Source organism: Nonomuraea sp. NPDC050691 (genome assembly GCF_040654455.1).
Classification (GTDB): Bacteria; Actinomycetota; Actinomycetes; order Streptosporangiales; family Streptosporangiaceae; genus Nonomuraea.
On sequence record NZ_JBFAIA010000002.1, the window covers coordinates 79,282 to 99,918 of the forward strand.

General features: G+C 72.7%; 20 protein-coding genes. 10 read left to right on the forward strand and 10 right to left on the reverse strand.

The genetic code is table 11. The features are described from left to right. Positions 1–5: 5 nt before the first annotated feature. Positions 6–716, reverse strand: a complete 711-nt coding sequence (locus AB0H81_RS01340) for a 2OG-Fe(II) oxygenase (RefSeq protein ID WP_358367541.1) — start codon at positions 714–716, stop codon at positions 6–8. Between the two features lie 112 nt (positions 717–828). Here AB0H81_RS01340 and AB0H81_RS01345 point away from each other — a divergent pair, with 112 nt between their 5' ends. Continuing rightward, the gene (locus tag AB0H81_RS01345; protein WP_358367544.1) at positions 829–1,029 is read left to right on the forward strand and encodes a hypothetical protein; all 201 of its coding nucleotides are present in this window, start codon (positions 829–831) and stop codon (positions 1,027–1,029) included. A 106-nt stretch (positions 1,030–1,135) separates the two neighbouring features. On the opposite strand, the gene AB0H81_RS01350 is transcribed toward AB0H81_RS01345, so the two are convergent. The 4 genes from AB0H81_RS01350 to AB0H81_RS01365 are packed head-to-tail and all read right to left on the reverse strand — an operon-like array spanning position 1,136 to position 4,401. Next, positions 1,136–1,570, reverse strand: coding sequence for a hypothetical protein (locus tag AB0H81_RS01350; RefSeq protein ID WP_358367547.1), 435 nt, complete (start codon positions 1,568–1,570; stop codon positions 1,136–1,138). A 50-nt stretch (positions 1,571–1,620) separates the two neighbouring features. Then, entirely contained in the window at positions 1,621–3,312 is a 1,692-nt protein-coding gene (locus tag AB0H81_RS01355) for an FAD-dependent oxidoreductase (RefSeq protein ID WP_358367549.1), read from the reverse strand. Then, positions 3,309–3,662: an EthD domain-containing protein gene (locus AB0H81_RS01360; RefSeq protein WP_358367551.1), complete on the reverse strand. Its 354-nt coding sequence runs from the start codon at positions 3,660–3,662 to the stop codon at positions 3,309–3,311. Before AB0H81_RS01360 ends, AB0H81_RS01355 begins: the two co-directional genes overlap by 4 nt. Positions 3,663–3,678: 16 nt before the next feature. Then, on the reverse strand, positions 3,679–4,401 hold the full coding sequence (locus AB0H81_RS01365) for an SDR family NAD(P)-dependent oxidoreductase (RefSeq protein ID WP_358367554.1): 723 nt from the start codon (positions 4,399–4,401) through the stop codon (positions 3,679–3,681). Between the two features lie 93 nt (positions 4,402–4,494). On the opposite strand from AB0H81_RS01365, the gene AB0H81_RS01370 reads away from it, so the two are divergent. From AB0H81_RS01370 to AB0H81_RS01380, 3 genes are all read left to right on the forward strand, one after another. Beyond that, complete coding sequence (locus AB0H81_RS01370; protein ID WP_358367557.1) at positions 4,495–5,199, forward strand: GntR family transcriptional regulator; 705 nt, start codon at positions 4,495–4,497, stop codon at positions 5,197–5,199. A 14-nt stretch (positions 5,200–5,213) separates the two neighbouring features. Continuing rightward, positions 5,214–5,537 (forward strand): thioredoxin, encoded by a 324-nt coding sequence (gene trxA / locus AB0H81_RS01375; RefSeq protein WP_358367560.1) that lies wholly within the window; start codon positions 5,214–5,216, stop codon positions 5,535–5,537. Between the two features lie 182 nt (positions 5,538–5,719). Continuing rightward, complete coding sequence (locus AB0H81_RS01380; protein ID WP_358367563.1) at positions 5,720–6,994, forward strand: hypothetical protein; 1,275 nt, start codon at positions 5,720–5,722, stop codon at positions 6,992–6,994. A gap of 85 nt (positions 6,995–7,079) precedes the next feature. Here the strand turns inward: AB0H81_RS01380 and AB0H81_RS01385 are convergent, their stop codons facing one another. Further along, complete coding sequence (locus AB0H81_RS01385) at positions 7,080–7,781, reverse strand: FCD domain-containing protein (RefSeq protein WP_358367566.1); 702 nt, start codon at positions 7,779–7,781, stop codon at positions 7,080–7,082. Positions 7,782–8,058: 277 nt separating this feature from the next. On the opposite strand from AB0H81_RS01385, the gene leuA reads away from it, so the two are divergent. Next, entirely contained in the window at positions 8,059–9,780 is a 1,722-nt protein-coding gene (gene leuA / locus AB0H81_RS01390) for a 2-isopropylmalate synthase (protein WP_358367772.1), read from the forward strand. A 46-nt stretch (positions 9,781–9,826) separates the two neighbouring features. Here leuA and AB0H81_RS01395 read toward each other — a convergent pair whose 3' ends face one another. After that, complete coding sequence (locus AB0H81_RS01395; protein ID WP_358367568.1) at positions 9,827–10,780, reverse strand: oxidoreductase; 954 nt, start codon at positions 10,778–10,780, stop codon at positions 9,827–9,829. 64 nt (positions 10,781–10,844) lie between these two features. Here AB0H81_RS01395 and AB0H81_RS01400 point away from each other — a divergent pair, with 64 nt between their 5' ends. Further along, positions 10,845–11,255, forward strand: a complete 411-nt coding sequence (locus AB0H81_RS01400) for a MerR family transcriptional regulator (RefSeq protein ID WP_358367571.1) — start codon at positions 10,845–10,847, stop codon at positions 11,253–11,255. Positions 11,256–11,258: 3 nt separating this feature from the next. Here AB0H81_RS01400 and AB0H81_RS01405 read toward each other — a convergent pair whose 3' ends face one another. Next, complete coding sequence (locus tag AB0H81_RS01405; RefSeq protein WP_358367573.1) at positions 11,259–11,849, reverse strand: maleylpyruvate isomerase N-terminal domain-containing protein; 591 nt, start codon at positions 11,847–11,849, stop codon at positions 11,259–11,261. A 116-nt stretch (positions 11,850–11,965) separates the two neighbouring features. Between AB0H81_RS01405 and AB0H81_RS01410 the strand changes: the two genes are divergently transcribed. Continuing rightward, positions 11,966–13,093, forward strand: a complete 1,128-nt coding sequence (locus tag AB0H81_RS01410) for a helix-turn-helix domain-containing protein (protein ID WP_358367575.1) — start codon at positions 11,966–11,968, stop codon at positions 13,091–13,093. Here the strand turns inward: AB0H81_RS01410 and AB0H81_RS01415 are convergent. Both AB0H81_RS01415 and AB0H81_RS01420 read right to left on the reverse strand, forming a co-directional pair. Beyond that, positions 12,974–15,259 carry a polysaccharide lyase 8 family protein gene (locus tag AB0H81_RS01415; protein ID WP_358367578.1) on the reverse strand — a complete coding sequence of 762 codons (2,286 nt, stop codon included), beginning with the start codon at positions 15,257–15,259 and terminating at the stop codon, positions 12,974–12,976. The two genes, AB0H81_RS01410 and AB0H81_RS01415, sit on opposite strands and share 120 nt — an antisense overlap. A gap of 285 nt (positions 15,260–15,544) precedes the next feature. Further along, positions 15,545–16,078, reverse strand: a complete 534-nt coding sequence (locus tag AB0H81_RS01420) for an ATP-binding protein (protein ID WP_358367581.1) — start codon at positions 16,076–16,078, stop codon at positions 15,545–15,547. 546 nt (positions 16,079–16,624) lie between these two features. Here AB0H81_RS01420 and AB0H81_RS01425 point away from each other — a divergent pair. From AB0H81_RS01425 to AB0H81_RS01435, 3 genes are all read left to right on the forward strand, one after another. Next, on the forward strand, positions 16,625–18,682 hold the full coding sequence (locus tag AB0H81_RS01425) for a sensor histidine kinase (protein WP_358367584.1): 2,058 nt from the start codon (positions 16,625–16,627) through the stop codon (positions 18,680–18,682). 207 nt (positions 18,683–18,889) lie between these two features. Then, positions 18,890–19,726, forward strand: coding sequence for an SAM-dependent methyltransferase (locus AB0H81_RS01430; protein ID WP_358367586.1), 837 nt, complete (start codon positions 18,890–18,892; stop codon positions 19,724–19,726). A 19-nt stretch (positions 19,727–19,745) separates the two neighbouring features. Beyond that, entirely contained in the window at positions 19,746–20,552 is an 807-nt protein-coding gene (locus AB0H81_RS01435) for an SAM-dependent methyltransferase (RefSeq protein WP_358367589.1), read from the forward strand. Positions 20,553–20,637: the final 85 nt, after the last annotated feature.

Here is a 20,637-nt window from a genome sequence, read left to right on the forward strand (position 1 = left end):
GGAGGTCAGGCGGCGTCGTGGAAGACCAGCCCGAGGGTGCGGCGCAGGCCGTGCCGTACCGTGCTCACGCCGTGCCGCACCGGGGCGGCCGACCAGCCGCGCGCCGAGGGCACCGGGCGGTCGCGGGTGGTGAACACCAGCCCGTGGCCCTGGCCGAGCAGCGTCACCGTGCCGCGCGACTGGGCCCGGGGCCGCTGCTCGACCAGCAGGAACTCCCCGCCGCCGTAGCCGGCGCCCGGCTCGTCCAGGCCGATCACCACCTGCATCGGGAAGACCAGGTCCCCGTACAGGTCGCGGTGCAGGGCGTTCCAGTCGCCCTCGCGGTACCGCAGCAGGATCTGCGTGGACTTGGTCTGGCCGGCCTGGTGGCACATGGCCAGCCACGCGTCGAGGGTGTCCGGCCAGGGCGCGGGCCGGCCGAGCCGGGCCGCCCAGTCCCGGGCGATCGGCAGCAGCCGGGGGTAGAGCGCCTGGCGCAGCTCCTCCACCAGGTCGGGGAACGGCCGGTCGAAGTAGCGGTACTGGCCGCGTCCGAAGCGATGCCGTTCCATGTCGACCGTCGAGCGGAACAGCGCGACCTCGTCGTACAGGCCGGCGATCCGGTGGCACTCCTCGGCGGTGAGCAGCGGGCCGGTCGGCGCGCAGCCGTGGGCGTCCATCTCCCCGGCGATGCCTTTCCAGTCGGCCCGGGCGACGCGTTCGTGTGGTTTCAGCATGGCGGTCTCTCCTCTTTCACCTCTCCTTCTTTCCAACACCGGGCGGGCCGCCGAATCGTGGCGGTTTTCGGACGTCACGCTGCGGTCACGGCACGCCGCCGATGATGAGGCCATGGAGAGAACATTCATCCGGAAGGCATGCGCCGTCCTGCTGGGCTCTCTGAGCCTGGCCGCCACGCTCGTCGTGTCGGCCGGCGCGGCCGGCGCGCAGACCACGACCACGACGCAACAGACGATCACCGCTGCCGGCCCTCGGTGCCCCAGCGGCTACTACTGGAGCAACCGCTGGGACAGGTGCGTGCGGCGCCGCTGACCGCCTCACCCTGATGCCTCGGCGTCCCCGCGTCCCCGTGCGCGGGGGCGCTGAGGCGCGTTTCGGGAATTGTCCTTCGGACGATCGGACGCGGACCGGCGAGGCGTCAACGGGCCGTTTGAGACTGCCCCGGTTCCGGCTTGAGCTGGAGGACGGCACCGATCGTCTGGCTGGCGGTGATGAAGGTGATCCAGGCGAGGAGTTCGCTGATCTCGGCATCGCTGAACTCGGAGCGCAGGACGTCGAACTGCGCGTCGGTGATGTCGCGTGGTCCCTGCAGCATGAGTTCGGCCAACGCCACCGCGAGCGATTCCTTGGGATCAGGATGCGCGTCAGCGGCGCGCCCCCAGGCCTGGCAGTACTCGCAGCCGTTGCCGAACGCGAGCACACGCCGCACCTGCTCCTTCAACTCCGGGGTGAGCGTCCCCTCGCTGATCAGAACTTCCTCCAGGTGCTCCCAGGCGGCGAGGATGGCGGCGTTGTGCCCGAGCAGCCGTTGAAATCCGGTGGTCCCATGCTGTCCGTCGTCGATGCGCGGCATGCTGTCTCCTTGTCCTCGTGACGGTGGTGAGGGAATCTCTGACGGGTCCGTCATCCTCGGCCGGCGGCGTGCCGCCCGGCCAGGTAGCCGAACGTGACGGCCAACCCGAGGGTGGCGCCGCCGCCCCAATAGCCCTGTCCAGCGATGGAGGCGACGCAGTTCCCGGCTCCGTACAGGCCGTCGATGACGCCTCCGTCGTGGGTACGGATCCGGCCGTACTTGTCGATCTTGGGTCCGCCCTTGGTGTCGAAGACGCCCGGTACGAGCACGACAGCGTGGTACGGCCCCGTCGCGGCAAGGGGATGCATGGTCGGGTTGGCGCCGGTGGGGTGGTGGCTCGGCCCGCTGCGTGCGCGTTGTACCCGGCTCGATCCCCGGCCGAAGTCGTGGTCCCGGCCTGCCGCGGCGTCGGCGTTGTAGGCGTCGATCGTACGGCGCAGCGCGACGGGGAAATCCGGCGCGAGGCGGGCGCCGGCGAGCAGCCCAGAGTACTGGTCGAGGTGACGGCCTATGTCGTCGGCGAGATCGTCGAGGGTTGCCGCGGACAATTCGTGCTTGTCGTCTCGGCCTCGAACGGGGATCGGGTTGCCGCCGCCTTCCGTGACGGGGGCGTCACCGGGCAGCCGCCGGCAGTGCCGTGCCACCCAATCGTCGTAGATCATGATGAGGGGGATGTTGGGGTATTCGGCCGTGGTGGCGTCCCAGTGGAAGAAGGCGCGGGTCATCTCGTTGTAGGTGGCCTTCTCGTTGACCACACGGTGCCCGCGACTGTTCACGACGAGCATGCTGTCGCCGGGCAGCCGGAACGCGCCGCTCGCCGGGTCGTGCGCGTGGTCGAGCACGACCGGAGTCAGCCAGCCCTCGTTCATGTTGCCCATGGCGGCGCCCAACCGGGACGCGATCGGCAGGAAATCGCCGACGTTGCCGGCGGAGGACAGGCTCGCGACGACGGGGCCGCGCAGGAACTCCCTGCGCAGATGCGGGCTGGAGCCGAAACCGCCGGTGGCGAAGACGACACCGCCTCGCGTGCGGATCAGTCTCGAGGTGGCGGCCCGGTCGCCGGCGAGCACGCCGGCGACTTCTCCGGTGTTGTCGTCGACGACCACGGCGCGCACGGCGCAGCCCAGCCGTAAGGTCACCCCGAGCTCCGACGCCTTGCCCTGCAGGGCCTGGACGAGTTCGGCGCCTATCCCCTCCTTGGCGTCCGCGACGCGAAAGCCGAGCGTGCGGCCATGGGGTGCCGCGTTCTCAGGAAGATCGCTGTAGTAGTCGAGGACGTCCGGGACGATGAGGAAGTCGAGGACGCCGTCGTCCGCCAGGGCGCGCACGACCTGCCGCCCATGGTCGTAGAACGCCTCCAGCAGTTCGTGGTCGGCCGCGTCCAGGCCGAGGTCGGGTGCTTCGGGCCGGTAGAGGGAGGGCTGGGCGAGGCGGGCCAGGTAGCGGATCGCGTCGTCGCGCGGGTCTTCGATCCCGCGGGCGGCCATGAGGTGGTTGTCGCAGATCCACAGCCACGTGCCGGCGCGCTCACCGTCACACACCCCACCCGCCTTCGCGGTGGTTCCACCGGCGACGTCCGCCTTCTCCAACACCACGACGGAGGCGCCGGCGGAGGCTGCGGCGATCGCCGCGCTCCAGCCCGCGGCCCCGCTCCCGGCCACGACCACGTCGGCCGTCTCGTCCCACGGCACGTCATCGGGATCGGCATGGAGCACGGCACTCGCCTGGTCCTGCCCGCTCATACCGCACCCGGCTCGACGTAGGCATGCTCGGTGACGAAGATCCGGGCGAGCTTGGACACATGCCTGTCGGTGTCATCCCGGGTCTCGTGCGCGCTATGGCGACCGTAGACCTGGTTGAACGCTTCCTCGCTGTCGAACCACTGCTCGGCGAATCCGTCCCAGTCGCAGTCAGCGGACGGTGCGCCGGCGAGCGTGTCGACGTCGCTGTCGCGCACGGATATGCGGTACTTGCGGAGTTGCGGCTGCTGCTTGCCGGCGACCAGAGGGGCGTGCTCCTCGATCCACCACTGCCGGAACTCCTCAAGCGTGAGATGAGGCGCTCGCTTGAGCAGCCAGACGACCTTGATCACGGTGTCTCCTCGGGTTTCAAAGGGACAGCCAGCCGCCGTCGACCGGCAGGAACGCTCCAGTGATGTACGAGGCGGCCTCGCTGAGCAGGAACCTCGCCACGGCGGCGACCTCCGCGGACTCGGCGAAGCGTCCGATCGGGACCCGCTCGAGAATGCGCGGCGCACGCTGCGGGTCGTCGATCGTCGCCTGGCTCATCGGAGTGGCGACGATGCCCGGGCCGATCACGTTGACGCGAATGCCGGCCCCGGCCAACTCGACGGCGAAACCGCGCCCCAACTGCAGGACGCCTCCTTTGCTGGCCGTATAGGCGAGGTTTCCGCCCCAGGCGACCTGGGACAGGATGCTTCCGATCAGCACGAGGGAGCCCGGTCGCCCGGTGGATCGCAGGTGGGCGGCGACCGCGCGGCAGACGAGAAAGCTGCCGTACAGGTTGACCTCGACGGTGCGCCGGAACACCTCGGCCGGCATGTCGATCGCGGGCATCACCGGCTCCTCGATCCCCGCGCAGTGGACGAGGCCGTCGACGCCGCCGAACTCCGCGACCGCCCTGTCCACGACGTCCTGGACCTGCTGCTCGTCGGTCACGTCAGCAGTGAGGACCTGTGCGGCGGGTGGAGCCGCGGCACGGAGTGCGGACGCGTCCGTGTCCACGGCGACGACGCGATGGTCGCTCGCAAGGTCCGCGGCGACCGCGCGGCCGATGCCCGACGCGGCGCCGGTGACGATGACGACTTTCACCACATCTCTCCAGTGTGCGACTCAAGGTGACGTCTAGCATATAAGCGTCATACTGCTGATACGTCAAGAAGAAATCAGTGATATACTAGCCTTATGCCGTCCATAGACGTCGCCGAGTTCGCCGACTCTCTCGTCGCCGCTGTCTACCACCAAGTGCGGGACGACATCCTTCTCGCCAGGCTCGCTCCTGGAGCGCTGGTGTTCGAAGCCGATGTCGCGCGCCGTTTCGAAGTCTCGAAGACACCCGCGCGCGAGGCGCTGCGCCTGCTCGTGGGAGACGGGCTCCTCCAGGTCATGCCCCGCCGCGGATACGTGGTCCGCCCGGTCGGCCTGGACGACCTGGTCGAGGTGTTCCGGCTGCGCCTGTCCCTGGAACCGGGACTGGCGGCCGATGCCGCCAATCGGGCCACGAATGACCAGGTGAATGCCCTGGAGGAACTCGTCGCACGATACGTCGCCGAGCAGGACTGGCAGCGCCAGGTCCGGTTCGCCATGCAGATCCACGTCGCCCTCGCCCTCGCCGCCGGCAACAAGCGAGCTGTGCCCATCGTCGACGGCCTCGTGTTCGAGGCACACCGCGTCTGGATGAGCCTCAGCACCAGCCCGCCGCGGGCCGCGTACGAACACGCGCGGGACCGCTACCAGGACATCGCGACCGCCGTGAGCGGTCGTGATCCGGACACCGCCTCCGCGGCGATGCGGGACATGCTCACGGCGGCGCAACGACACCTGATCTCCATCGTCGGTGGCATGCCACTCGACCACGCCGACCCGAGCCGGCCCGCCGGTGACCGATGATCGAGGAGCCTCCCATGACATCCGCCGAACACCTGACCGAGCAGGACTTCGCCGACGAGGTACTGGCCGGCCATCAGCCGGTCCTGGTCGACTTCTGGGCGCAGTGGTGTGGTCCCTGCCGGATGCTCGCCCCGATCCTCGACGAGATCGCCACCGAGTACGAGGGCAAGCTGAAAATCGTCAAGGTGAACCTCGACGAGAACCCGCACCTGGCCGCGCAGCACGACATCGTGTCAGTCCCCACGCTCAACCTGTACCGGCACGGACAGCTGATCAAGCAGATCACCGGCGCCCGCCCGAAGGCCGCGCTGCTGCGCGACCTGTCACCGTTCTTGTGACTCCGCCCTCTGGTGACGCCGCCGGTGTCGAGGCCGTGGAGAAGACATTCATTCGAGTGCTGAGGCGCTTTTCGAGAATTGCAGACCGTACAGAAGAATTGTGCTGACTTGACGTGATCGGAGCCGGCCGATACATGTGACGCTTTCGCATTGATCTTTTTCGGGAATGGGGAGGGCCGGCCGTGCTCCCGTTACGGTGGCGGGTGTCGCCGGCGCTGTGGGGCGCGGCGTTCGTCCTGACGGCGGTGCCGTGGGTCGCCTCTCTCTTCGCGAGCGAGACGTACGGCGTCGTCATGACTGAGGCGTTCGGCTCATGTCCGGGGTTCGAGCTCAACTCCATCCTGATGTCTCTGACGGTGGGCTTGTGGATGCCGCCGGCCCCGGCCGTCGTGGCGGTGGGGTTCGCCGTGTGGGCGCTCCTCGCGCGCAGGGGCCATCAGCGCCGGGCTCGCGCGGTGGGCTGGGCGACAGCGGTGGTCGCCGCGTGGACCACGGTGCTGTATCTGGCGCCGGTCGCGCTGGACGCCGCGATCGGCTGCCCTTCCGGATTGAACGGCCTGTACCAACCGGACATGCTCCGGTCGTACCTGTGCGACCTGCTCGTCGCGGTCCTGATCGTTCTCGCGGTACGGGTGCGGAGGGCGGGTCCCCCGCGCCGGAGCCCGCTCGTCCGGGTGCTCCTGGCGCTGACCGTCGTCCTCCTGGTGGCCCTCGTCGCCCGGGCGGACGCGGCGCGGGGCAGGGGCACTGAGGCGTCCTCGGACGCGTGCGAGCGATGGCAGACGGCCCGGTACCTTGGCATCAAGGTGCCGGACGACGCGCAACGTGAGGAGGCGTACCTCTGCGCGGCCCGGCGGTGGGACGTTCTGACGGAGCAGGACGCGGACCTCCCACGGCGCCAGGACGCGGACGCGGAGCAGGCCCGCCTGGAGAACGAGCGGTTCGTCTCCGCCGCGAAGCGGCGCTGCGACCGCCTGCCGCGCCACCGCCCGCGCATCCCCGCCGTCCGCACGGCCCGGGCCGCCCTGTGGTCGGAGGCCGGCGTCCTCGACGTGTACGAGGAGGCCCCCGGCGAGGACTTCCCCGCGCTCGACGACGCGTTCACCAACCACCTGGTGGGCAGCGCGCCCGGGCAGCTCGCGATCCTGACGGCCGACGAGGCGATGCACGTGTGCGTCACCGTGGAGGCGTACCGGCGGCGCCCGCCCGTCGAGGTCGAGGGCTGGGAGAAGGTCGTGGAGGTGGGCTACCGGAGCACCACCGGCGACCTGCGCCTGACCGACGACCGCGGCGACGCCCTGCCGAACCTGGCCGTCGGCGGCGAGGGCTCCTACCGGGTGCGCGTGCACATGCGCGGCGCCGAGGCGGCCGTGGCCAGGCGGGGCGACGCCCGGCAGGAGTTCGTCGTCATGGTCTATCCCGGGACGTCCGGGCGGCACGTGGTGCTGAGGAAGTGAGCCCGGGTGCGCTTCATCCTCGACCACCTCGACGACCCGGCGACCTACCGCGCAGCGGTGGCATCTCCTCCTGAGCCGCTGGGTCTCAGGAGGTCTCCCGCCGGAGGAGGCGAAGGGTGTCGTCCAGCTCGCGTTCGATGATGTGACCCGCCCGGTCGGGGTCGCCCGCGCGGACGGCCGCCACCAGCGCGGCGTGGGTGTCGTCGCCGAGCGCCGGGTCGTGGGCCCGCAGGTCCACCAGGGCCATCAGGTCGATCAGGCCCCGCCGCAGCACCGGGACGAAGTCCGCGAACAGGCCCGTGAGCAGCGGGTTGTGCCCCGCCGCCACGACCGCCGTGTGCAGCGCGATGTCGGCGTCCACGAACTCCGCGTCGCCCGCCTCCGCCGCCGCCCGCCGCCGCTCCGCCAGTGCCAGGTCCATCGCCTCCAGGTCCTCGTCGGTACGGCGGGCCGCCGCGATCCGCGCCGCCCGCACCTCGACCATGGTCCGCACCTCGTACAGGTCCACCACGGCGGCGCGGCGCAGACGCGTGGGCCAGTCCTCCGCCGGCTCGGTGGCGATCACGTACACGCCGGAGCCCTGACGGGCCGCGAGCAGGCCGGCTCCGCTGAGCGCGCGGATCGCCTCGCGGACCGTGGAGCGACCCACGCCCAGCTCCTGGGCCAGGGTGGTCTCCCCGGGGAGCCTGGTGCCGACCGGCCAGTGCCCGCCGGCGATCTGCTCGCGCAGCCGCTGGGTGGCCTGGTCCACGAGGGGGCTGCGGCTGAGGGGGCCGAGCGACGTCATCCGTACCTCTCAGGTTGTCTGAGGAGCTGAGGTGTGGTTAGTCTACCGTCCATGACGCTGCCCGGTCGCCTTCTCGGCCGCCGCGGCGGGGCCTGACGCGATCGGCACCCCGCCGCGGGATCCCGCCGTGCCGCCGGTCGCCTGCCCAGCCACGACGTCGGACCAGCACGTCAGAGAAGAGGGACCTCGCATGTCCACCCCGTTCCCCACCCTGCGCACGCCCGCCGGGGCGGTGCCCGCCGGCCGGCCGCACTGGAACCCCCAGCGGCCCGGCTCCATGCCCTCCCACCGCTACCGGCCCGTCCACGAGCGGGTCGACGTCCCGGCGCACCAGCGCCAGTGGCCCTCCCGCACCATCACCGCCGCCCCGCTGTGGGTGCCGGTCGACCTGCGCGACGGCAACCAGGCCCTGGCAGACCCCATGGACCCGGACCGCAAGCGCCGCATGTTCGAGCTGTTCCTCGCCATGGGGTTCAAGGAGATCGAGGTCGGCTACCCGTCGGCCAGCCAGACCGACTTCGACTTCGTCCGGCTGCTGGCCGAGCGCGACCTGGTGCCGGACGACGTCACCCCCGTCGTCTTCACCGCCGCGCGGCGCGACCTGATCGAGCGGACGTACGCCTCGATCGAGGGGCTGCCGCGTGCCGTCGTCCACATGTACACCTCGACCGCCCCCACCTGGCGGGACGTCGTCCTCGGCCAGGGCCGCGACGACCTGCGCGCGTTCATCACGGAGGCCGCCGGGCACGTGGCCCGGCTGGGCGAGGGCCGGCCCGGGGTGCGGTTCGAGTTCTCGCCGGAGGTGTTCAACCTCACCGAGCCCGACTACGTCCTGGAGATCTGCAACGGGCTGTCGGAGTTGTGGGACGCGAGCCCCGACCGGCCGGTGATCCACAACCTGCCGGCGACGGTCGAGGTCGCCACGCCCAACGTGTACGCCGACCAGATCGAGTACATGCACCGCCACCTCGACCGGCGCGACGGTGTCATCCTGTCGGTCCATCCGCACAACGACCGCGGCACCGGCGTGGCCTGCGCCGAGCTGGCCGTGCTGGCCGGGGCGCAGCGGGTGGAGGGCTGCCTGTTCGGCAACGGCGAGCGCACCGGCAACGTGGACCTGGTCACGCTCGCCCTCAACCTGCACGCCCAGGGCGTCGACCCGATGATCGACTTCTCGGACATCGACGTCATCCGCGCGACGGTCGAGCACTGCAACCGGATCCCGATCCACCCCCGGCACCCGTACGGGGGCGACCTGGTCTACACGGCCTTCTCCGGCACCCACCAGGACGCCATCAAGAAGGGCTTCGCCCACCACGAGCGGCGGGCCGCGGAGCTGGGCGTGACGCCGGACCGGGCGCCGTGGGCGGTGCCGTACCTGCCGATCGACCCCCGCGACGTGGGGCGGGACTACGAGGCCGTGATCCGGGTCAACAGCCAGTCGGGCAAGGGCGGGGTGGCGTACGTGCTGAGCGCCGAGCACGGGCTGGACCTGCCGCGCGGCCTGCAGATCGACTTCTCCCGGGCGGTGCAGGCCGAGGCCGAGCGGAGCGGCGGCGAGGTGACGGGGGAGCGGCTGTGGGAGCTGTTCCAGGCCATGTACCTCGGCCGGACGGGGCCGGTGGAGCTGCTGCGCTGGAAGGTGGACGACGCGGGTGGCGAGCACGCGTTCACCGGTGACTTCGCCTTCACCGGTGACGTCGCGGCCGGTGAGGGCGGGACGCGTGGCGAGGGGACGGGCGTGGGGCCGCTGGCCGCGCTCGCCGCGGCGCTGCGCGGGCTGGGCCACGACGTGGAGATCATCGGCTACACCGAGCACGCCGTCCCCGCCTCCGGTCGTGCGGCGGGCGGCGAGGAGAGCCTGGCGGCGGCCTACGTGGAATGCCGGGTGGCGGGCGTGACCGCGTGGGGGGCGGGCCTGGCCTCCTCGGTCCTGACCGCCGCCGTGGACGCCGTCGTCTCGGCCGTCAACCGCGCCCTCGCCGCCGGGAGCCGCTGAGCGAGGACCGCTGACGGGACCGGCCCTCGCCGGCGGGGGCCGCTGGTCAGGAGAACGCGTCCACCCCGGTGAGCTCGGCGGACAGCGCCCAGAGCCGGGCCGCCTCGGCCGGGTCGACCGCCCACGGCTTGACCCCGCCGACGAGCATGTCGTCGGTCGTGGCCGGCTCGGCGACGTCGCAGTCCTGGCAGTAGGCGCCGCCCAGGTCGTCGAGCAGGGGCGAGGTCGCCGCCCACGTGGCGGTGGCCGCGCCCTGCGCCGGGGTCTTGAATCCGGCGGGTGGCGTGCCGTCCTCCGTGATCCAGCCCAGCGCGGCCTGCCGCTCCAGGGGGACGTGCCGCTGCAGCGGCGTCAGGATGCTGCCGGGGTGCACAGCGTACGCGCGCACCCCGGCGGGGCCGCCCAGCCGGTCGAGGTGGACCGCGAACAGCGCGGCCGCGGTCTTGGCCTGCGCGTAGGCGAGCCACCCGTCGTAGCCGTCGCGGAAGTGGACGTCGTCCCACCGCATGCCGGACAGGAAGTGCCCGGACGAGGAGACCGCCACCACCCGCGCCCCGCCGGGGGCGAACGCGGGCCGCAGGTGGTTGACCATGGCGTGATGACCGAGGTGGAGCGCGAGGTGCGCCTCCCAGCCGGGGCCGACGCGCGTCTCGGGGCAGGCCATGACGCCCGCGTTGGCGACGATCACGTCGATCGCCGTGCCGTCCGCCACGACCTGCCCGGAGAAGCGGCGCACGTCCGCCTGGTCCGTGAGGTCGAGCGGGCGCACCTCCGCCCGGGGAACGTCGCGCAGCGCCGCGCGGGCCGCGTCCGGGCGGCGGGCGGGCACGAGCACCCGCGCGCCGGCCCCGGCGAACGCCCGGACGATCTCCAGGCCGAGCCCGGAGTAGCCGCCGGTGACCACGGCGGTCCGGCCCGTCAGGTCGATGCCGGTCAGCACCTCCTCGGCCGTGCTCCACGCCCCGAACCCGCTGCCGATCTTGTGTTGCCTGTTCGTCATGGGTCCGACCGTAGAATCTAGACTTCGCTCTAGGTCAAACGACGGGTCGTAGGGGGTGCGGGTGGTGGCGGAGAGCCTGTCCATCGGCGACGTGGCGGCGGCCACCGGCCTGAGCGTGCACGCGCTGCGCTTCTTCGAGCGGGAGGGCCTGTTCCTGCGCGGCATCCCGCGCTCGGCCGGCGGGCACCGGCTCTACGACGCGGCGGACGTGGAGTGGCTGCTGCTCTGCAACCGGCTGCGCGAGTCGGGCATGCCGATCGCGACGCTGAAGAGGTTCGCCGCCCTGGTGCGCTCCGGCCCGGGCAACGAGCTCGACCGCCTGGAGCTGCTGCGCGAGCACGAGCGGAGCGTCCGCGCCCGGATCGCCGAGCTGACCGCCTGCCTGGAGGTCATCCACGGCAAGGTGACCGTCTACGAGCGGCACGTCGAGGACGGCACCGCCGCCGGCCTCTGGGCCCCGGTCCCCTCCTCCTGAGGGTTACCGAACGGTGCCGTCCCACTGCCAGCCGGAGCGGCGGGGCAGGGCGGGGAGGGCGACGCGGCCCACGCACCACAGCAGCGTCTCGGCCGGCCCGTGCCCCGACGGCGCCTCCGGGAAGAGCCGGGCGACGGCCGCCGCGCTCGGGGCGTCCGGCGGCGTCCAGGGCAGGCCGAGCGTGCGGGTGATGTCGTACGTGTGGACGGCCAGCTCGACCATGCCCATGGCGGCGAACCCGGTGGCGTCGGAGTGCCCCCACGGGTGCCAGGCCCGCGCCTCGGCGGGCGTGGACCTGACGGTGGTGGCGAGGAGGGTGGCGGCGATGCCGACGCCCTCCAGGCAGGCCGCGACGGGCGCCTGCGGGTCGAGCGAGGCGAACAGCGTGATGTAGCGGTCGGCGGGCCGGGCGACGAGCAGCCCCGCGTACCCCACCAGACCGAGGGCGAGGTGGTCGAGCATCGTCCGGCAGGACCAGTCGATGTCGCCGGCGGGACGCGACCAGTCCTGGTCCGCCCCCTTGGCGAGGACCGCCAGGCACTCCTGCGCGGTGGCGGTCAGGAGCTCGTCGGGGGTGGTCGGTGCCGGGTTCATGCCTGCGTCTCCTCATGCGTGTGCCGGTGGGCGGAACCACGCTGACAGGATGAGAACCACCCGGACAGTGACAGCGGTGACGCTTTGCCACAAATATCTGCCATATCCTCGATCGGGTGAGCGCCGGCACCGTGGCCCTGGTCGTCCCCGAGGGCATCGGGATCCCCTCCTGGGACCTGTACGAGCTGAGCATCCCGTGCACGGTGTTCGGCAAGCCGCAGCCCGACCTCGCCGACCCCTGGTACGACCTGCGGTTGTGCGCCATGGACACGGGCGGCGCCGGCTCGCCGTACGAGCTGACCGTGCGGACCCGCTACGGCCTCGACGACCTGGCCGGCGCGGACACCGTCATCGTGACGTCCGTGCCCGACGCCTGCGTCGAGGACGGCGAGCCGCTGCCGCCCGGCCTCGTCGCCGCGCTGCGCCGCGCCCACGACGCGGGCGGCCGCATGGTCTCGCTGTGCACCGGCGCCTTCGCGCTCGCCGAGGCGGGCCTGCTCGACGGGCGGCGCGCCACCGCCCACTGGATGCACACGGCGCAGCTCGCCGCGCGTTACCCGAAGGTCGAGGTGGACGACTCGGTGCTGTACGTGGACGACGGCGACGTGCTGACCAGCGCCGGCGTGACCGCGGGCCTCGACCTGTGCCTGCATCTGGTGCGCCGCGACCTCGGCGCGCACGTCGCCAACCAGCTCGCCCGGCGCATGGTGGTGCCCGCGCACCGGCCGGGCGGTCAGGCGCAGTTCGTGGACCTTTCCGTGCCGGCCACGGACGACGCGGGCCTCGGGCCGGTGCTGGAGTGGGCGCGGGGCCGCCTGGACCAGCCGCTCACCATCGAGGACCTGGCCCGGCGGGCGGCGATGAGCCCGCGCACCTTCTACCGGCGGCTCAAGGCCGCGACGGGCACCACGCCGCTGCGGTGGCTGCTCAACCAGCGGCTCGGCCTGGCGCAGAGCCTCCTGGAGTCGACCGACCTGCCGATCGAGAAGGTGGGGGAGCTGAGCGGCCTCGGCACCGCCAACAACCTGCGCCACCACTTCCTCAAGCAGGTCGGCGTCTCGCCCGGCGACTACCGCCGCGCGTTCCCCCGCTCTCCGGGCCTCCGTTCTCCAGGCCCTCGCTTCTCAGGTCAGGCGGAGCGTGATCGTGCAGGAGCCGCCGAGCCGGTCGGCGAGGCGACCGAAGCGGGCCGTGAGCGACGGGCCCGTCGCGGCGCGGGACAGCAGCGGATGGCCGTGGGCTAAGGCCGCCACCGGCCGGTGCCAGGTGACGGTCAGCTCGTCCAGGTCGCAGCGCGGGTCGGCGACGGTGAGCGTCGCCGTCCCGTCCGGCAGTTCCCGGACGAGGACCGCGCAGGGCGCGGAGGCGGTGAGAGGGCCGGCCGTGCCGGGGTTCCAGAAGTTGACGGCGATCAGCCCGAGCGACGGGACGTGGACGCCCTGCCGGCGGGCGGTGTTGGCGAGGACGCGGGCCCAGCCCGGGTCGGCGGCGCGGGCCCGGGTGCGCTCCTCGGTGGCGCCGGGCAGGAGCAGGTAGACGTAGGAGGCCTCGCGCGGGTCGGTGCCGTGGTCCAGCCAGAGCGTCGTGTAGTCACGCGCGGTGGTGCTCGTGTAGTCACGCGTCGTGCCGCCCGGGCCGGTCCGGCGCTCCTGGAGGGTCCGCAGGGGCGGGCCGCCGGGCAGGACGTAGCCGCCGTGCCCCTCCAGGTGCGCCCAGGCGCCCTCGACCGTGAGGGGCGCGCCGGTGCGGCGGTTGTCGACGACGGTCTCGACCGGGACGCCGTCGCGGGCGGTGATGCCCGCCCCCAGGCACACGACGGCGTCGTCCAGGAAGAACCACGACTTGAACGCCTCCAGCGTGCTCTCCAGCCCGTTGAGGTGCTGCCCGACCGCCGCGTACGTGCCGTCGGTGGCGCCCCCCACCCACCGCCCCGGCGGACAGGTGTCGCCCCATCCCGGCCCGGCCCCGTCGGGCAGCCGCTTGGTGGAGACCGTGGTGCCCGGCAGCCGGTACGGGTCCACGGTCGCCCAGAAGCCGTCGGAGTAGTGGTCGCCGTGCCCCTCGGCCCACCAGTAGAGCATCCCGGAGCCGGTGTGCCACCCGCGCAGGTTCTCGCCGTTGCCGTGCTCGTAGTGGCCGATCCGGTACGACGCCATGCTGAGGCCCGCGCACCAGCCCGGCGCGCGGTGGACGGCGCGGGCGCTCATCGGCAGCAGCCGGTGCCCGGCCGGTTCGGGGGCCGCCGGGATCCGCTCGTCGGCCGCGACCGCCGCCAGCCGGGCATGGAAGCCGAGTTCGCCCGCGATCTCCGCCGCGCCGAGCATCGGCCGGGTCGTGTCGCGCGCAGCCCAGCCCTTGACCATCGCCTGCCAGCGCGTCCGGTCCGCCTCCGGCGCGGTCTCGGCGAGCAGCAGGATCGACGCCGCGATCAGGCGTCCCCTGCGGTGGTCGCCGAACGACATTCGCCCGATCCCGCGCCCGCCGGCCAGGTCCATGCAGAACCCGTCGTGGATGACCGGCGCGAACGAGCGGTCCACGCTGTCGTGGACCACCCGCCGCCGGTCCTCGGGGATCTCCCACGGCGTGCCGCGCAGGACCGTGAACAGCGCCGCGAGCCCCGCCAGGGTCACCACGCCGTACCCGCCCTGGTACGGCACGTACGTGTGCTGGATGAAGGAGCCGTCCCGGTAGAACCCGTCGCCCTCCTCGACGTACCGGAGGACGGGCGTCAGCGCGGAGGCGGCCAGCGCGGCCCGGCCGGGGTCGGCCCCGAGGATCGCGCGCAGCAGCATGACCGTGCACAGGTCCACCCGGTTGGCGCCGGTGCTGAGGCCGCTGTAGTCGTACAGGCGGCTCGGCGGCACGAAGTGGTCCACGGCGTCGCGCAGCCCGCCCGCCTGCTCGGCCGTCAGGTGCGGGGCGATCAGCGCAGCCGCGTCGAGCAGGGCCTGGGGCACGCCGATCCGCCAGTTCCACCAGTTGCCCGCCGGGTGCGCCCCGGCGGCGTACACGTGGCGGCGGTAGTGGTCGATGCCCTCGGCGACGGCCGAGGCGAGGCGCGGGTCGCCGGTCAGCCCGGTGCCGGGCAGCACGTACGCGCGGGCCATCGCGCGCAGCCGCTCCGGGGTGGCGGTGAAGGACGGGTAGGGCAGGCCGGGCCAGAGCGACGCGCGGTCCGGGGCCATGGTGTCGCGGTGCCGGGCCGCCGCGCGTCCCAGCTCGGCGAGCCTTTCCCGGTACGGCGGGAGCGTGGCGACCCCGGACACCGGGTCGGTGGTCAGCGCGGTCCACCGGCGGCGAAGGAGGTCGAACGCGTCGCCCCACAGCCCGGTGGCGGCCACCGGGACCACTGCTCCGGCCGCCGCCACCCCGCCCAGCAGCAGGAGGGATCGCCGGGTGTATCCACGCACGGGCAGATTATCCGGGAACGGGATGGGGGACGGGGCCGCGGCTCCAAGGGGAGGGGCGGGAGTGCCGCGGCCCCGGGGATGGGGGGCCGGAGGGGGCCAAGGGGGGCGAGGGGGGCCGCGGTCCACAGGAGAGGTGCGAGGACCGCGGCCCGAAGGGGGAGGGGAAGGGGGAGGGGGCCACGGGGGGAGGGGGAGGGGGACCGTGGCTGGTGGATCACTGAGAAGTAACGGGGACGCCGGGGCCGACCCTTACCCGGTGACCTGCTCGGCCCCGGCGTCCCTTTCTCAGGATGGCTTCGCGCTCATGGCGGCCAGTCCCCAGGAGTGACCGCGCTCAGCGTGCCTGACGGAGCCCGCGCCGTCGGGGCCTTCCGGCGCGGGCTCCGCGGCGGGGGTCGGCAGCTCGAACCAGACGACCTTCCCACGCGGCGTGTGGTCGCCGCCCCAGCAGCAGGCGAGCATGTCGACCAGTTGCAGGCCGCGTCCACGCTCGTCGTGGCGGCGCGACAGGTGGACCTGCGGGAGCTCCGGGTCGGAGTCCTCGACCTCGATGCGCAGCAGGCCTTCCTCCTCGGTGAGGCTGACGCCGACGGGCCCGTACGCGTGCTCCATCGCGTTGCTGACCAGCTCGCTGACGAGCAGTTCGGCGATGTCGCTCTGAGCGGAGTGCCCCCAGGCGGCCAGCTTCTTGCGGATCAGGCGGCGTGCCCTGCCGACCTGGTCCGGGCGGGACGGGAACCGCCAGGAGGCGACCCGGCATCCCGTCGTGGCGGTGCCGCTGATGGCGGCGATCAAAGAGAGCCAGGGACGCGCGTTCATGGCGTGCCTCCCTGTCGGATGTCGTCGCCGCCGTGGAGGTCCACTGACGGGCCTGCGGTCCGGTGGTGACTCATGTTGCGACCCTCGCTACTCGCTTCCCCCGAGCGGTTTGCTCAGGTCTTAAGCGTCCCTCACGCGTTCGGCCAGAGGGACGTGAGAAATCCCGATATAGGTACCTATTTCCTGAGTAGGGGTTGCGCCTACGTAGTGGGCCCGCCGCACCCCTCGGCGTGGCGCCGTAACGGCCTGGCCACGACGGGCGAAATGTCACCTTGTAGGGGCCATAATCCTGTCCAGCGGTGGCACGCCGGGCGAGGGAGCGGGGACAGGATGGCCGGACTGACCGGTGCGGACGACACGACCGGCGATCCTGAGAACACCCCCGAAACCCCCGGGAACGTGACCGGCACTGCGGCCGATACACCTGGAGCCCCCGGGAACGCCACCGGATCCCCGGCCGACACCCCCGGATCCCTCGGGAATGCGACCGGATCCCCGGCTGACACCACCGGAACCCCCGTAGACGTGCACCCCGACCCCCGGAGCGTGCGCGCGCAGGCCGGCGCCGCCGTGATGGCCGCCCTCGGGCCCGTCCTGGAGATCACCGCGCTGCTGATCTTCGCGGGCCTCCCGGCCGCCTGGCACCCCTCGCTCACGTCCACCCCCCAGTCCGCCGCCGCCCTCACGTTCCCCGTTGTCGGCGCGTTCATGATCCATCACCGGCCCGGGCTGAAGCTGGCCTGGCTGATGTGCGCGGGCGGGCTGGCGGCCGGGATCAGCGACTTCGCGCAGGCGCTGATGTTCCGGCTGGCCGCCGACGGCGACCTCGTCGCGGCCGGCCACCTGCGCATCGCCGGCGCCTTCGGCTGGGCGGTGTGCGGCGTGACCCTGACCACGCTGCTGCCCCTGTACTCGCCCGACGGCCGCCTGCCCTCGCCGCGCTGGCGCCCGGTCGTCGCGCTGGGCACGGCCGCCCTGGCGACGGAACTGCTGAGGTCCACGTTCCGCCCGGATCCGCCGCTGGAGCGGTACCCGTACCCGGCCGTGATCCCGAACCCGCTCCAGATCCCCGGGCTCGCCCCGTACAACGACACGATCTCCACGATCGCCTGGACCGCCATCTACACCTCGATGGCCCTGTCGGCCCTGTCGCTGCTGGTGCGGATGCGCCGCGCGGACCCCGTGGGCAGGCGGCAGATCGGCTGGCCGCTGTTCGCCTACGCCGGGTACATCGTCTTCCTCGTCGCCGGGGCGTTCGAGCCCGGCCTGGCCTGGCTGTCGATCACCTGGGCGGCGCTGATCCCAGTGGCGGTCGCCTTCGCGGTGACGCGTTACCGGCTGTACGGGATCGACACCGTGATCAGCCGGACGTTCGTGGCGGCGGGCCTGCTGGCCGTGGTCAGCGCGGTCTACTTCGGCGCCGGCGCGCTGGCCGGGCTGGTGGTCTCCGGGTACGACCAGATCGCGGGCCTGGCCGCGGCCCTGTTCGCCGGGGGGTTCTTCCAGCCGCTGCGGCGCGTGCTGCAACGCGCCGTGGACCGCATGCTCTACGGCGAGGTCGGCGACCCGCGGCTGCTCGCCGAGCGGCTCACCCAGGAGGTGCGGCGGGCCGACCCGGCCGAGGCGTTGAACTCGGTGGTGGGGGTGCTGCGCGACGGCCTCGCGGTCGAGGGGGCCGCGGTGGAGGTGGCCGACGGCGAGCCCCGCTACGTTGAGAGCGGCCGGGTCGGCGACCACCCCCGCGAGGTGCCGCTCGTCTGGCACGGTGAACGGGTCGGCCGGCTGCTCGTCGGGCCGCCCGGCCAGCGCCGCTTCCCCGCCGCGCACGACGAGCGGGTGCTGGCCACGCTCACGCCGTACGTGGCCGACGTGGCCCACGCCGTGCGCATGGCCGCCGACCTGCAACGATCGAGGGAGCGCATCCTCACCACCCGCGAGGAGGAGCGCCGCCGCCTGCGCCGGGACCTGCACGACGGCCTCGGCCAGACCCTGTCGGCCATGGCCATGACGATCAACATCGCCCGCAGCCGGCTCAAGAACTCCCCCGACTCCGCCGACGCGCTCCTCCAGACCCTGCGATCCGGCATGGACGCCGTCGCGGGCGACATCCGCGAGCTGGTGTACGGCCTGCGGCCCCCGGCGCTCGACGACCTCGGCCTGGCGCGGGCCGTACGGGAGCTGGCCGGCCAGTCCTCGGCCGAGACCGTGATCGAGGTGGAGGCGGACGGCGACCTGAGCGGCCTGCCGGCGGCCACGGAGGTGGCCGTCTACCGGATCGTCCAGGAGGCCCTGACGAACGTGCGCCGGCACGCCGACGCCCGCCACGCCCGCGTGGTGCTGCGGCGGGAGCCGGCGGCGCTGCGGGTGCGGGTCAGCGACGACGGCCGGGGCCTGCCCGACGGCCACCGGGCGGGCGTCGGCCTCGGCTCGATGCGGGAACGCGCGGCCGAGCTCGGCGGCGTCTGCGTCGTCGGCCCCGAGCCCGGCGGCGGCACCCGCGTGGAGGCCACGCTGCCCCTCCCGGCGGCGGCCCCGGACGCCGGCGGCGGCGCGGCCGGGCCGGAACCCGCGCGCGAGGACGGGCTCGGGTCCCCTCTACGGTGACCGCGATCCTCCGTACGGTGACCGGCATCCTCCGTAGGGTGACCGGCATCCTCCGTAGGGTGACCGAGCTCCTCCGTACGGTGACCTGGCCCTTCCGTACGGTGACCTGTGCCGAATCCCACTCTGATGTCCTTGGCAGATCTTGTGGCACGAGTCCGGAATTTTCCTAGAATCGGGCTCGAAATGATCACATCGAGAGGGGGCCGCGTGAGCGACCTGGAACGCGTGCCACCGCCCGGAGTCGACGTCCGTGTCCCGAGCGTCGCCCGCATGTACGACTACTACCTCGGCGGCAAGGACAACTTCGCGGCCGACCGCGAGGCGGCCGAGAAGATGATCGAGATCGGCCGCAGCATGGGCAACGACGCGCGCCGGATAGCCCAGGCCAACCGCGGCTTCCTCGGCCGGGCCGTGCGCCTGCTCGCCGAGAAGGGGATCACCCAGTTCGTCGACATCGGCGCGGGCCTGCCGACCCAGGACAACGTCCACCAGGTCGCCCACCGCCACGCGCCGGAATCGCGCGTCGTCTACGTGGACAACGACCCCATCGTGCTGACCCACGCCCGGGCCCTGCTCGCCCGCGACCCCGACGTCCTCGCCGTCGCGGGCGACCTCAAGGACCCGGACGCGATCTTCGACGACCCCCAGGTCACCGCGCACGTCGACTTCTCGCGTCCGTGCGCCGTCCTGCTCGTCGCCGTGCTGCACTTCATCACCGACGACGCCGAGGCCGCCGCGGTCGTCGCGCGGATCCGCGAGCGGCTGACCCCCGGCTCCTACCTCGTGCTGTCGCACCTGTACGAGGGCAACGCCACGGACGACGTGGCCCACGCCGGCCAGTCGGTCTACGCGAGCACCGCGTCGGGCGGCCTGGCCCGGCGCGGCTACGGCCAGATCGCCGCCTACTTCGAGGGACTGGAGCCGCTCCCGCCCGGCATCGTTCCGGTGGACGCCTGGGACCCCCACGTGGAGCCCGGCCCGGACCTCGACCTCGACCGCCCGGGCATCCTGGCCGGCGTCGGCCGCGTACCCACCGGCGACTGACCCCTCCGATCGGAGACCAATGGACGACCAGAGCCCTCGCTCCGCCTGGGAACGAGTCGACACCACCAAGCCGCACTCGGCCCGCGTGTGGGACTACCTGCTCGGCGGCAAGAACAACTACGCCGTCGACAAGGAGGCCGGCGACACGATCCTGAACCTGTTCCCGGCCTTCGCCGAGGTCGCCCGCCTCCAGCGGCGCTTCCTCATCCGCGCGGTGCGCTTCCTGGCCGGGGAGGTGGGCATCCGCCAGTTCCTGGACATCGGCACGGGCCTGCCCACGGCCGGCAACACCCACGAGGTGGCCCAGTCGGTCGCCCCCGACTCCCGCATCGTGTACGTCGACAACGACCCGCTGGTGCTGGTCCACGCGCGCGCCCTGCTCACCAGCACGCCGGAGGGCGTCACCGAGTACCTCGACGCCGACGTCCGCGACCCGGAGCGGATCCTGGAGGGCGCGGCCAAGGTGCTGGACCTCAGCCGCCCGGTCGGCCTGACCATGCTGAGCATCATGGGTCAGGTGAGCGACGCCGACGACCCCAACGGCATCATCGCCCGGCTGCTCGACCGGCTGCCCTCCGGCAGCCACGTCGCGCTCAGCGACGGCACCAGTGTCAACCCGGCACTCGTCGCGGCCGTCGAGAGCTACAACTCCCGGGCCGCCTACCCCTACAACCTGCGCGCCCCGGAGCGCATCGCCACGTTCTTCGAGGGCCTGGAGATGGTGGAGCCGGGCGTGGTGCCGACGCCGCAGTGGCGGCCCGGGCCCGAGGGCTGGAACCCGTCCGACCCGGTCAGCGCCATCTGCGGGGTCGGCCGCAAGCCCTGACTCACGTGTTTTCCCCTGGTGTTGCCTCATGTCCTGAGACTGTGGACATGTGCATACCTCGGGGGAGGAGCGCTGGTTTCAGGGG